Source organism: Saccharophagus degradans 2-40 (genome assembly GCF_000013665.1).
In the GTDB taxonomy this organism is placed as follows: Bacteria; Pseudomonadota; Gammaproteobacteria; order Pseudomonadales; family Cellvibrionaceae; genus Saccharophagus; species Saccharophagus degradans.
On the sequence record NC_007912.1, the window covers coordinates 3,316,999 to 3,329,458 of the forward strand.

General features: G+C 46.9%; 11 protein-coding genes. 4 read left to right on the top strand and 7 right to left on the bottom strand.

The window, feature by feature from the left end:
• Positions 1-34: 34 nt before the first annotated feature.
• From bamC to fabV, 5 genes are all read right to left on the bottom strand, one after another.
• Positions 35-1,222: an outer membrane protein assembly factor BamC gene (gene bamC, locus SDE_RS13725; RefSeq protein ID WP_011469098.1), complete on the bottom strand. Its 1,188-nt coding sequence runs from the start codon at positions 1,220-1,222 to the stop codon at positions 35-37.
• Between the two features lie 100 nt (positions 1,223-1,322).
• Complete coding sequence (gene dapA / locus SDE_RS13730) at positions 1,323-2,198, bottom strand: 4-hydroxy-tetrahydrodipicolinate synthase (RefSeq protein ID WP_011469099.1); 876 nt, start codon at positions 2,196-2,198, stop codon at positions 1,323-1,325.
• 173 nt (positions 2,199-2,371) lie between these two features.
• Positions 2,372-3,364: an LpxL/LpxP family Kdo(2)-lipid IV(A) lauroyl/palmitoleoyl acyltransferase gene (lpxL, locus tag SDE_RS13735; RefSeq protein ID WP_011469100.1), complete on the bottom strand. Its 993-nt coding sequence runs from the start codon at positions 3,362-3,364 to the stop codon at positions 2,372-2,374.
• A 77-nt stretch (positions 3,365-3,441) separates the two neighbouring features.
• On the bottom strand, positions 3,442-4,485 hold the full coding sequence (locus tag SDE_RS13740) for an NADP(H)-dependent aldo-keto reductase (protein WP_011469101.1): 1,044 nt from the start codon (positions 4,483-4,485) through the stop codon (positions 3,442-3,444).
• A gap of 107 nt (positions 4,486-4,592) precedes the next feature.
• Complete coding sequence (gene fabV, locus SDE_RS13745; RefSeq protein WP_011469102.1) at positions 4,593-5,780, bottom strand: enoyl-ACP reductase FabV; 1,188 nt, start codon at positions 5,778-5,780, stop codon at positions 4,593-4,595.
• Positions 5,781-5,915: 135 nt separating this feature from the next.
• Here fabV and SDE_RS13750 point away from each other — a divergent pair, with 135 nt between their 5' ends.
• From SDE_RS13750 to SDE_RS13765, 4 genes are read left to right on the top strand one after another with little or no spacing between them, the layout of a single operon-like run.
• The gene (locus SDE_RS13750; protein ID WP_011469103.1) at positions 5,916-6,488 is read left to right on the top strand and encodes a tRNA-(ms[2]io[6]A)-hydroxylase; all 573 of its coding nucleotides are present in this window, start codon (positions 5,916-5,918) and stop codon (positions 6,486-6,488) included.
• Between the two features lie 55 nt (positions 6,489-6,543).
• Positions 6,544-7,872: a hypothetical protein gene (locus SDE_RS13755; RefSeq protein WP_011469104.1), complete on the top strand. Its 1,329-nt coding sequence runs from the start codon at positions 6,544-6,546 to the stop codon at positions 7,870-7,872.
• Between the two features lie 2 nt (positions 7,873-7,874).
• Positions 7,875-8,636, top strand: a complete 762-nt coding sequence (locus SDE_RS13760; protein WP_011469105.1) for a sulfite exporter TauE/SafE family protein — start codon at positions 7,875-7,877, stop codon at positions 8,634-8,636.
• Positions 8,633-9,475, top strand: coding sequence for a CPBP family glutamic-type intramembrane protease (locus SDE_RS13765; protein ID WP_011469106.1), 843 nt, complete (start codon positions 8,633-8,635; stop codon positions 9,473-9,475). Before SDE_RS13760 ends, SDE_RS13765 begins: the two co-directional genes overlap by 4 nt.
• 45 nt (positions 9,476-9,520) lie before the next feature.
• Here SDE_RS13765 and SDE_RS13770 read toward each other — a convergent pair whose 3' ends face one another.
• Both SDE_RS13770 and SDE_RS21385 read right to left on the bottom strand, forming a co-directional pair.
• Positions 9,521-9,982: a response regulator gene (locus tag SDE_RS13770; protein ID WP_011469107.1), complete on the bottom strand. Its 462-nt coding sequence runs from the start codon at positions 9,980-9,982 to the stop codon at positions 9,521-9,523.
• Positions 9,983-10,032: 50 nt separating this feature from the next.
• The gene (locus SDE_RS21385) at positions 10,033-12,381 is read right to left on the bottom strand and encodes a sensor histidine kinase (protein ID WP_011469108.1); all 2,349 of its coding nucleotides are present in this window, start codon (positions 12,379-12,381) and stop codon (positions 10,033-10,035) included.
• Positions 12,382-12,460: the final 79 nt, after the last annotated feature.

Here is a 12,460-nt window from a genome sequence, read left to right on the forward strand (position 1 = left end):
GATACCTCGTTGCCTTTACATTGCTTACCAGCAATTAGATGAGGCGGTTGCGTAATACTCTAAGAATATTTTTCGCTTCTTCTGGCGCTAAGCGCACGCCGCGATGATCGCGAATACGCACAATCACTAAGCCATCTTTTTGCTCTAATGCAACAAGGTAACCTTGAGCCAGAGGTAATTCTTTACCAAACGCGGCGCCAGGCACCGAGGCAAACGCTGCGCGGGCATCTTTACTATCGCTTAAGTGCGCGAGAATGTCAGTAAGCGCATAGCGCGATGTTTCTGGCGCGCGTTTATCTTCACCCCAAAACGCCAAGCTGCCCCAAAACCCGGGCTTATCGTCGGCAAAATATGGGAACCCGATATACACCAAACCCAAGTCGCTGTTAGTTTCGTACTCTACAAAGCCATCGGCCTCGGTAGCATGCGACACCGACGCCCAAGCACGCGCATAAGGTAGGCGCAGAGTAACAACCGGCTCACCATTAACACGTGCGTATTGCGCCTTGGTGTTGCCCCCCACATTTTGGCCCATAAGGGAGGCCGCGCTGTTATCTACGCTTTCGGCCAACACCATGGCCAGTTCGTCCATTAGCCACGCTTCGCGTTCGCTGCTGCTTGACTGCTCAGGCCAAACAAAGCTTTCATCTAAGGCAATATTGGCATCTACAGGGAACTGAGCATGTAAAACATGAATTTCGGTGGTATCTGGGTGGATGCCTTTTTCTATAAGAATACGGTAGCGCGATTTGGTACTGGTATCGTCGCGAAAGTGCACCCAATCGGATTCGATTAAGCCTTTCTCTGGCACGCTTTTTAAAGGCAGAACATTGTATTCAGACAAAAAGCTTTGTGTTTGTGGCCACACCTGCGCGGTGGAAGCGTTTAGGAATATCCAACGCTCGCCACCCAGTTTTTGAATTTTTACCCCAACGGCATCGTCTTCGTTGGCTAAAGGCACAGGGCGTGGCACGCGGTATTCAGACAGGTCTACTGCATCGCCAAACTCATCTTTCGAGTTAATAGGCGGAATAATATGCAATGGGTCTAGCGGAGCAGACTCCATGCCCGCAGGTAAAGTAATTGGCTGTATATCCCCCGCGTGAACGTAATCTTTTTCGCGCGCACGGAACATGCCTTTGTCGCCCCACAAGGAAGAACAACCAGATAAAAGCGCGAGGGTGGAAAGTAAAGCTACCGAAGAACAACGAATTACATTCATAAATTTTTTATTGTGTCGTGTCAGTTTTATAGGGGTGCAGGCACAGTGCTCGCACCTTGTATTTTGCCTAAGCACACTTGTACCTAGGCAAACAAAATCATTACAGTAAGTTAGCCGCGCGCAGTGCTTGCTCTACTTGCAAGTGATACTTTGCGTCTAACGGGGTAAGAGGCAAGCGAATACCATTAGGCATTAAGCCCATTTTTGCCAGAGCCCATTTTACCGGTATAGGGTTAGACTCTAAAAACATGGCCGTATGCACATCGGCTAGGCGCGCATTAATAGCACGCGCTTCTTCGACCTTACCTTGCGCTGCAAGTTCGCACATTTGCGCAACTAATTTAGGCGCCACGTTGGCGGTTACAGAGATTTCCCCCACACCACCAGCGGCAATAAAGTCCACCGCGGTATCATCATCGCCAGATATCAACAAAAAGCCTGCTTTGGCGCTTTCAAGTATTTGCCCTACCCGCGCTATATCGCCCGTGGCTTCTTTCACGCCAACAATATTATCGACATGGGATAAACGCACAATGGTCTCGGGCAGCATATCTACCGCTGTGCGGCCAGGTACGTTATATAGAAGCTGAGGAATGGCCACGCTTGCAGCAATTTTTTGATGGTGAAGGAACAAGCCCTCTTGGGTGGGCTTGTTGTAATAAGGGGCAACCAGCAGGCAAGCATCTACACCGCCATCTTTGGCCGCTTGAGTAAGCTCAATGGCTTCGCTGGTAGAGTTGGCGCCAGTACCAGCAATAACAGGCACCCTGCCGTTTACTTGATCGACAACAGCCCGAATAACGGCGATATGCTCTTTAACATCGAGAGTTGCGCTTTCGCCGGTGGTGCCCACTGCAACAATTGCATCGGTACCTTCCTGCAAATGCCAGTCAACCAGCTTATGGAGAGCCTCCCAATCTAGCGAACCATCCGCCTGCATTGGGGTAACTAGGGCAACCATACTGCCACGAAGCATATTTTACTCTCCAAAATTCTGTTTATACGGGTATAAAAGGCGGCATCAGTAGTGATACCCACCAAAATTCAAGGGCGTAATGGTACTGGGGTGTCGGCTTAGGCTCAACCAATATCTATGTATGCTGCAGCTTTTGACAGGTTATATTGAGCGAAACACCCAGAAATGAGCAATTACTTGCGCTTACGTTGCTGCTCTTGTTTAAGCCTGCGCTGCTTCCAGGGCATATGCTCTACGCGATAAAAATCTTTCTCGCCGTCTGGGCGGGTTTTAAAACGGCGGTGCGACCAAAGGTATTGCCCTGGGTTGCGGCGCACTTCGCGCTCCACAAACGCGTTTATTAGCTCTGCGTCGGCCTGCTCATCGCCCTGCCCCAGCTCGTCCATAGGCGGGTAAAAACGAATGTAGTAGCCTGAATCGTCTGAGTGCCGGCCTGTTACATAAGGGATGGCTTTCGCTTTACCCACGCGAATTAACTGGCTAGGGGCAGTGACTGTTGCCGCGGGAATACCAAAAAAAGGCGCAAACACACTGTGCTTTTTGCCGTAATCTTGGTCTGGTGCATAATTAATTGCGCGTTTATTGCGCAGGTTGCGAATAATACCGCGCACATCGCTGCGTGGAATAGTATGGCTATAGGGGTTGTGGCGCACCCGCCCCCAGCGCTGCACATATTCATACACGGGGTTTTTATGGGGCCTATAAAAACCATCGATAGAGTAGGATTGGTTAATAAACGCTGCGCAAATTTCGATGGTAGTAAAGTGAATACCTAGCAATAACACGCCCTTACCTTCATCGTGCGCGGCCTGCAAATGCTCTAAACCTTCTATGGTGTACCAGCGGCGCAAGCGCCACTGCGGTCCAAACCAAGCCATACCCGATTCAAAGAAACCCTTGCCTGCCGACTCCATCGATTCCCAAAACAAGGCTTCGCGCTCTTGCTCGTTTTTTTCGGGAAAGCACAATTCTAAATTTTTACGCGTAATACGTGCGCGCCGCTCACTTAGCTTTGCAGCCAACCGCCCTAACTTGCCCCCCAACCACATTTGTATTGGCAAAGGCAAAAGCACAACCAGCAGCCACCACAAACCAAACACACACCAAGTGGGCCAATATTTAGGGTGGAGCGGCGCTTTTAAGCTATCGGCTTCAGACTGCGACATAAATAAAAAGACTACTTTTGCGTCGTGAATGTAAGGCGGCGATTATAAGGCGCACGCCGCCATTTGTCGTGTAACAACTAGGGGGACGGATTGGGATAGCGTGCGTGAATATCGGCAATGGCTGCGAGCATATCTTCGCTAAGCGCTACGTCTACGCTGTTAATATTCGCCTGCAGCTGTTCGAGGTTGGTCGCACCAATAATATTACTGCCCGTAAAATCACGCGTATTTACGAAAGCTAAAGCAAAGTCTGCCGGTGATATTCCGTGCTCGTTCGCCAACGCAACGTAGGCGGTAATGGCCTCTTCGGCATTGACTTTATCGTAGCGAGCAAAGCGGCTGTATAACGTTAGTCGCGCGCCTTCAGGCTGTGCGCCATTTAAATACTTACCGGTAAGCTTGCCAAATGCGAGCGGCGAATAGGCTAAAAAGCTTATTTGCTCGCGTATACACATTTCGGTTAAACCTATTTCTGCGGTGCGATTCAACAGGTTGTAGGGGTTTTGAATACTTTGAATGCGGGCCAAATTTTTTTCGCGCGCCAATCGCATATACTCCATTACACCCCACGGCGTTTCGTTAGATAACCCGATATGGCGAATCTTACCCTGCTGTACAAGCTCAGTTAATGCCGACAGGGTTTCTTCAATGCTTACACCATCATCTTGTTGATGCTCGTAGCCTAAACGGCCAAAAAAGTTGGTTGCTCGCTCTGGCCAATGTACTTGATACAAATCGATATAATCGGTTTGCAAACGCTTAAGGGATGAGTCGACAGCTTTAAATACATGTTCTCGGTTTAAGCGCGCCCCGCCGCGAATATGCGATAAACCTGCGTTGCGACCTTCGCGCCCAGTAATTTTGGTGGCCAGAAATATTTTTTCTCTACAACCGCGCGCGGCCAACCAATTGCCGAGTATCGCTTCGGTTTGCCCCTGTGTTTCTGGCTTGGGAGGTATAGGGTACATTTCGGCCGCATCAAAAAAATTAACGCCATTTGCCAACGCCATATCCATTTGCTGGAAAGCCTCAGCCTGCGTGTTTTGCTCGCCCCATGTCATGGTGCCTAAACCGATTAAGCTTAACTCTTCATCGGTGTTACCTAATTTACGGTATTGCACGTTACCCCCTAAAAATCACTTACCCATTACAACTTTAATTAAAACAAAAAAGGCCGGAAGACCGGCCTTTAAATTACAGCAATTTAAATGCTATGTTTTGCGCGCAATTACTCTAGATCGAGTGCAACATCTGGCGCAACGTCTTTTTCGTAGTCTATGCCATCTACACCAAAACCAAATAGCTTCAAAAACTCTGCGTTGTAACCTTTGTAGTCGGTTTCTTCAAACAGATTTTCTTCGGTAACGTTTGGCCAAATGGCTTCCACTTTAGCTTGCAGCTCTGCCGCTAGCTCTTTTTCATCCATACGGAAGCGGTTAGCATCGTCTAAACGTGGGGTGTCGGTGTATACGCCTTCGGTGAACAAACGATACAACTGTTCGATACAACCTTCGTGCGTGCCTTCCTCTTTCATCACCTTGTAAAGAATAGAAATATACAAAGGCATAATAGGAATAGCAGAGCTAGATTGGGTTACCAATGCTTTTAATACAGCTACGTTGGCGCTGCCGCCTAAATCGGCTAACTTTTGGTTAATGGCTGTTGCCGCGCGATCTAAATCTTCTTTTGCTCGGCCAATGGTTGCTTTGCCATAAATTGGCCAAGTCAACTTATCGCCAATGTAGGTGTAGGCAACAGTTTTAGCGTTTTCAGCCAATACATCAGCTTCTTTTAGGGCTTCTACCCACAATTCCCAATCTTCACCGCCCATTACTTTTACGGTGTTGGCAATTTCTTCTTCATTCGCCGCTTCAATAGTCATATCGGCAATTTTTAGGGTATCGGTGTTTAAGTTTTTAGCCGTGTAAGACTGACCAATTGGCTTTAATACCGAAGAGTACAACTCGCCGGTTTTTGGATCTGTGCGACGCGGTGACGCTAAGCTGTAAACAACTAAATCTACTTTGCCCAAATCGCGCTTAATAACATCAATGGCTTTCGCTTTAATTTCATCAGAAAACGCATCGCCATTAATGCTTTTAGCGTATAGGCCTGCTTTTTCGGCCTCTGCATGGAAACCAACAGAGTTGTAAAAACCTGCAGAGCCGGTTTTGCGTTCGGTGCCAGGCTTTTCGAAGAAAACACCTAAAGTAGCGGCGCCACAACCAAATGCTGCAGTTATGCGCGAAGCCAAACCGTAGCCGGTAGACGCACCAATAACTAATACCTTTTTAGGGCCGTCGGCTATCTCACCCTGAGACTTAACAAAGTCAATTTGCTCACGAACATTAGCCGCACACCCTTCTGGGTGGGCGTTGGTACAAATAAAACCACGAACTTTGGGCTTAATAATCATTTTTATATCCTGTGCAATTACTGTGCATTCTTACGAAATTCAGGTACTTAGGCGGCACTAAACAACACTTTGGCCGGCCTATATTGGTATACTCGCGCGCATTATATACCAATGCGCTAACTATTGGGGTTACACATGTTTGAACTACGATTCGCGACACCCGCAAGCTGGGTAGAGGCCGTGCTGGCTGATTTTGATGCTTTTTTAATCGATCACGCCGCTGCAGAGAAAAAGGCCTCGGGCATGGCTGTTTCTATGCTATCGCACTACCCAGATAGACCTGAGCTAGTGTCTGCCATGATTGATTTGGCAATTGAAGAGCTCGCTCACTTTAGAGAAGTAATAAAAGTAATGGCCAAGCGCGGTATTCACCAGGGGCCAGACTCTAAAGACGCCTATGTAAACAATTTGCGCAAACTACACCGCAGAGGTACCGACGTATATATGCTCGACCGGCTGCTAATAGCAGGTATTATTGAGGCGCGCGGCTGCGAACGCTTTGGTTTGGTTGCACAAGCGCTACCAGAGGGTGAACTAAAAAGCTTTTACAAAGCTATTACCGAATCGGAAGCTCGCCACAGTGACTTGTTTACCGACCTTGCGGCAAAATATTTTAGTCAAGATGTAATTAAAGCACGCCTTGATGAATTGCTAGATGCCGAAGCAGAAATTGTAAAAGCGCTACCTATTGTTGCGGCTTTACACTAGTTGAATTTAGCTAGCACCCCGCAGTTTTGCTGTTAACTATAAGCTTGAGATACCCTTGAACGCTCAACGTTTTTCCAATAAAGGCGATAGCCAAGCGAAATACCTGCTTAAGTACGCAGAACCTGAGTGTGCATCTATTTTAGACGCAGGTGCTAACCTGCCTAGGCTTGGCAAAACATATTGCGTGGTCATTCCCGCCTACAAAGAAACACCACAATGTGTAGCGCGCCTGCTTACGCACCCGCACGCGAGCGAGCTGTTAATTGTATTAGTCGTTAATCAGCCTCCATCGGCACCTGCAACAGCTTCCTCAACTAATACTCACCTATGGCGCTGGTTACTCGAACAAGGTCGCACAAGTTGGGCTACAAATACTTGTGCACAAACAGATGCCCCCGCCTCAACAGCTAAGCTCGCGTTAATAGAAACAACAAGCGCCGCAATATTATGTGTGGATAGGTTTACACAGGGGCGAACCATAGCCGAAGACCAAGGTGTAGGCTTAGCGCGCAAACTGGGCGCCGACTTGGCAGTTGCACTGTTCGCACAACAGGCTTTTTCGCACCCAGTTATATTCTCTACCGATGCCGACGCCCATTTGCCCGCTAACTACTTTGCAGCGCAACAACAAAGCTTTGCGTGTAACAGCGCCAGTAGCGCGTGGGTGTACGACTATACCCATAACAGCACGGGTAACAGCGCTGAAGATACTGAAATTTGCCAAGCAACCCAAAGCTATGAGCAAGCCATTAAATATTACCGCAATGGTTTAGCGTGGGCGGGGTCGGCTTACGGTTTTCATACGCTGGGCAGTACACTTGCCGTGTCAATTGCCCACTACTGTCAAGTGCGTGGGTTTCCTAAACGCGCGGCGGGTGAAGATTTTTACCTGTTAAACAAGCTCGCTAAAGTGGGCACAATAAAAAACATTAATAACAGTATTATTGAAATAGACGCGCGCACATCCGACAGAGTGCCTTTTGGCACAGGCCCCGCCGCACAAAAAATAATTAGCCAATGGCATAACGAGAAGCAATACCACTATTACCACCCGCAGTGTTTTACATTGCTAAAGTCGCTAATCGATAATCAGGTTACTATTTGGCAAGCAATACAAACAGGTCGCACCCCACTGTTCATAGATAACGAGCTAGATACCGAAAACCAAACGCTTATAAACAACGCCTTAACTGCGTTAAACATACAACGCTTTGTTAACCATGCAAGCAAACAAACGCGCAACGAAAAACAATTTAGCAGGCAATTTCACGACTGGTTTGATGCCTTTTTAACACTTAAATTTATCCGGTTTATTGCCGCCAACAAATATTCCGACTTACCGCTACAGCAGTGCCTTGCTCGCGCGCCCTTCAACCAAGGCTAAATATGCTAGAACACGTATTATTATTTTTTATTTCGCTTGTTGCCAATATGTTGTCTGCTATGGCGGGCGGCGGCGCGGGCCTGCTGCAACTGCCAGCATTAATATTTTTAGGGCTACCATTTTCGGTAGCTTTGGCTACCCATAAAATAGCAACCGTCGCGCTGGGCGTGGGGGCCACGTTAAAGCATTCGCAACAAAACCACACCCGCTGGCCCGTTGCGCTAATTATGCTCGGCTTTGGCTTGCCCGGTGTATTTGTGGGCGCAAAAGCCGTGTTGAGTATTCCCGAGCCTGTGGCCAAGGTGTCGTTGGGTATACTTACCGCTGGCTTGGGCGTGTACTCCATTTTCAAAAAGCAATTAGGCCAACACTACACCCCCAAAAACGCCAATGCCCTAGGGCATTTTCTAGGTGGCTTAGGGCTTTTTGTTTTGGGGTTTTTAAACGGGGCGCTTAGTTCTGGCACAGGGTTATTTGTTACATTGTGGCTAGTTACTTGGTATGGGTTCGACTATAAACGCGCAACGGCTTACACAATGATATTAGTGGGAATGTTTTGGAACGGTACAGGTGCGCTCACCTTTGCCTTGCTCGCCGAAGTGCAGTGGGCGTGGCTGCCCATGCTGTTACTTGGCTCTTTGCTAGGCGGCTATTTTGGCGCTGCGGTTGCAATTAAGCACGGCAACCCGCTAATTAAAAAAGTATTTGAAGTTGTAACTATTTTAGTTGGCCTTTCACTCATTTATAACGGGCTTATCGCATGATTAATCTCGGGTTTTTATCTCCTTCACGTATTTTTACCGTTTTGGAACAAATAGATCGCGCAGCCCCCTCTTATTCGTTGCCGCGCGAGCAAGGCGTACGCCGAGTAACTATAGTAATGGCAACCGTCGGTATTTGCTTATTGCTTATTCACTATATGAAGTACTCTTCTACCTTGCTCGCCACACTGCAAATGGCATCTAGTTGGCTGGGCGAGAAACCCGATTATGTACGGGCGAAATTACAAGCGACGGGGTTTATTAATTTAATAAGCTACAGCTGGTGGACCTTTTGGCATATTGTTGGCTACTTAATCATTCCGGCTATTATTATTCGCTATGCACTCAAAGAAAAATTAGTAGACTTTGGTTGGCGCTGGAACGAAACGCATCACCACTGGCGCGGATACGCTCTACTAATTACGCCCATTTTATTTTTTATCTTTTTAGTAAGTTTTCGCGACGACTTTTTAAACCACTACCCATTTTACAAACTTGCCGGGCGCAGCTGGTTTGACTTCCTCGCGTGGGAGGCGCTGTATTTAATTCAATTTATTACGCTAGAATTTTTCTTTCGTGGCTTTTTTGTGCAAGCACTGCGCCCCACCATGGGGGCAAATGCTATTTGGGTAATGTGTATACCCTACCTGATGATTCACTTCCCTAAACTGTGGCCTGAAGCCTTTGGTGCGCTATTATTTGGTTTGTTTTTAGGCATTCTCGCGCTAAGGTCACGTTCTATTTGGGGTGGTTTTTTAGTGCACGCGGGTATTGCCATCTCTATGGATGTTGCCTCACTCATTAGGCAAAACGTGCTACCCAGTATTTGGTGGCCTTTTTAAGTTTTGTTTACCCATCGCTAAAACATGAGGTTTTGGTGATAGCTATTAGGGCAATCGAACCAGATCGCCCCAATATACGCCTAAGGTCATTAGTGCTGTTTCCATTGCCTGTATAGAAGCCGGCTTAACAATGTAACCTGCGGCCCCATTGGTATAACACCAACGAATATCCGCTTTTGCATCCGAGGTGGAATATATTACAACTGGAATATGGCAGTATTTGGCATTAGCTTTTAGCGCTAGCAATACATCCTTACCACTTATAATGGGCATATTTAAATCTAAAATTATTAATTTAGGTTCGAGCAGTGAGCTTTCTGCATAGGCACCTTGCCCCATTAAATAATCCAACACTTCTTGGCCATCTTCAACAAAGTGCATACGGCTAAGCGAAAACACTCGCTCGAATACATGTTGCATTAACAATCTATCATCATCGTCATCTTCTGCAATTAATATGGGTATAGGCCCTGCTGAAGGTTGTGTTACATCTGGAATAGTGTACATCTAATACAAACCACCTTATTTATGAATCATTACCTGTTACTCCTAAGCCACTAGCTTTCAGGCCCGGCCTTGGGCAAAGCTACTACAAAGCGGGAACCACCCGCTGGGTTGTCATCGACAAATATAATTCCACCCATGCCCTCTACAATTTTCTTGCAAATTGCCAGCCCAATTCCGTTGCCTTGGTATTGACTACGCCCATGTAGCCGTTCAAACGCCACAAATATTTTTTCGCGAAATTCAGGCGCTATTCCTATTCCGTTGTCTTGCACAAAAAAAGCCACTGGGTACCGCTCCAACTCTAAAGCGAACTCATTACCCACATCCATTGGGCAATACATCCCCACCTCCACCACGGGGCGAACATTTACTTTTACATACTTAAGCGCATTACCTATTAAGTTTTGCATAAGTCTGCGCATTTGCACTGGCTCGCCCCATACATGCGGTAAGGGGCCGATGCTAACCTCGGCGTTTTTCTCCGTAATTAGCTTTTCTAGGTCGTCGGTTATCTCGCGACACTGCAACTCTACATCTACCCATTCGCATTGATTTTGCTCTTTACCGACGCGAGAAAGCTCCAATAACGAGCTGATTAAGCTGCGCATTCTTTCCGCTGCAGACACCATACGGCTAAGATACAGTTGACCATTTTCGGAAAGGTTTGCTTTTTCTTCGCGCTCTAACAGCTCGCCAAACGACTGTATTTTTCTAACCGGCTCTTGCAAATCGTGCGAGGCCACATAGGCAAAACTTTGTAATTCTTTGTTGCTCGCTTCCAACTTTTTAGCGTACTTATCTAGACTTAACTGTATGCTTTTTCGCTCACTAATATCTTCTATTGCGGCCACATAAAAAGTTTTGCCATCGAGAGTGAACCTAGCAACACTTAGCTGTACAGGAAACGGGCCAGTATGACGAAGACCGATTACCTCAAAATGAAATGGCTGCGTTGCCTCCTGCTGCAACGCGAAATAAGCCTGAAACACATTAGAATTAAGACTGCTTTCGCTTTTTAGGTAGTCACCTATAAATTTCCCCTCCATTGCTTGAGGCTCGCTTGTTAGCAAGTGGGCTCCAAACTGGTTTACTTCTTCGATATAGCCGTCTTCATTTGTGGTTATTAGCCCACTGTTTACTGCATCGAAGATTGCTTGTATTTTTACTTTTTCTAAGTGTAGAAGCTTTTCTCTACCATCGATTTGATCCACCATGGATTGAAACGCTTTTGCTACGTGGTCGACCTCATCGCCGCGATCTTCAGGTAGTTTTAAGTCTCGCCCCCCTGCAGCAACACAATTAGAAAGCTCGCCTAACATATAAACGCGTTTAACCATTATGCGATTAAAAAACCACGCTAATGCAATACACACAGCTAACAATAGGGCCACAGCGAATATCTGACGCTGCAGCGCCTGTATGGTTTGCGCAGAAAAATGGCTAGAAGGCGCCATTTGAATAATGGAAATATACTTAGGTGTGGTGCCTTTGTGGTAGCTTACTTTTCTAGCATTTACTACATAGTTATCTAGATTTAAGCTACTCGTCGCTAAGTTAAATGCATCCTTTTCAAATGCTACTAACAACGACTTTGCTATTTCAGGCCACTGCTTGGCAAATGTGTAATCGGTGCCGCGCTGCTCAGAAAAGGTGTACTCATTTTGAGGGTGATAAATAAAATGGCCGCGTGCATTTAATACGAATACATCACCTACACTGCTATTAGTTACCGTTGCACGAACGAAGCTGCCCACATTTTTATTGATTACAAACACACCCAACAGCTTGCCATTACCATCAAATATAGGCGCAGCAGCGCGCAACGTGGTTACTTCTGGTTGCGCAATGGCGCCGTACTCCTCATTAAGGTTTATGTCGCTTAAATACACTTCGCCAGCGCTAAGAGTTTTGGCCGCCTCAAAATACTCTGTTTCCGATTTATCTTGTAATTGCTTGGCCGCTACCACCTTAACAGCACCGTTCTGGCGCTCTACACGAATCAACTCGTCACCAGAAATGGAAAGAATGCGGGCCTGAAAGTAATCGGGCCGGCGAGTGAGCAGATTATTAAATGATTGCTCTATAAGTGAACTGTAGGCATTTGAGGGCAGAGAGGTATTGGTACTAATTTGGTCGTTAGCATCATCGATAACATTAATGCTTTGCTTAAACCATTCGACAATAAATGGGGATTCACTAATAAGCAGCGCATCAGACCGCAACTGCTCTATGCCGCTATTAAAGTGTTGTACACGTAAATCGAGCTGTGCTTGCTGGTTGCGCACTTCACCGTCGACCAGTGCCTGCTTCATCTCCCGCGCGAAGTAGGCACTAAGCAACGCAACAGTGAATACCACTGCTGCGAGCGTGTGAAGAGTCATTCTGCTGGAAATGCGCATCCTTTTGTACCAAGCCTGAAGTTAAAAGGTAGATTTTAATCCTCAAACTGCAGCATAGGTACGCCTTATCCCCAACTAT

What these genes read in the sequence shown, in the direction of transcription:
- SDE_RS13750 (WP_011469103.1), top strand. Translation starts at nt 5,916, where the DNA reads ATGTTTGAACTACGATTCGCGACACCCGCAAGCTGGGTAGAGGCCGTG.
- SDE_RS13770 (WP_011469107.1), bottom strand. Translation starts at nt 9,982, where the DNA reads ATGTACACTATTCCAGATGTAACACAACCTTCAGCAGGGCCTATACCC.
- lpxL (WP_011469100.1), bottom strand. Translation starts at nt 3,364, where the DNA reads ATGTCGCAGTCTGAAGCCGATAGCTTAAAAGCGCCGCTCCACCCTAAA.
- bamC (WP_011469098.1), bottom strand. Translation starts at nt 1,222, where the DNA reads ATGAATGTAATTCGTTGTTCTTCGGTAGCTTTACTTTCCACCCTCGCG.
- SDE_RS13765 (WP_011469106.1), top strand. Translation starts at nt 8,633, where the DNA reads ATGATTAATCTCGGGTTTTTATCTCCTTCACGTATTTTTACCGTTTTG.
- dapA (WP_011469099.1), bottom strand. Translation starts at nt 2,198, where the DNA reads ATGCTTCGTGGCAGTATGGTTGCCCTAGTTACCCCAATGCAGGCGGAT.
- SDE_RS21385 (WP_011469108.1), bottom strand. Translation starts at nt 12,381, where the DNA reads ATGCGCATTTCCAGCAGAATGACTCTTCACACGCTCGCAGCAGTGGTA.
- SDE_RS13760 (WP_011469105.1), top strand. Translation starts at nt 7,875, where the DNA reads ATGCTAGAACACGTATTATTATTTTTTATTTCGCTTGTTGCCAATATG.
- fabV (WP_011469102.1), bottom strand. Translation starts at nt 5,780, where the DNA reads ATGATTATTAAGCCCAAAGTTCGTGGTTTTATTTGTACCAACGCCCAC.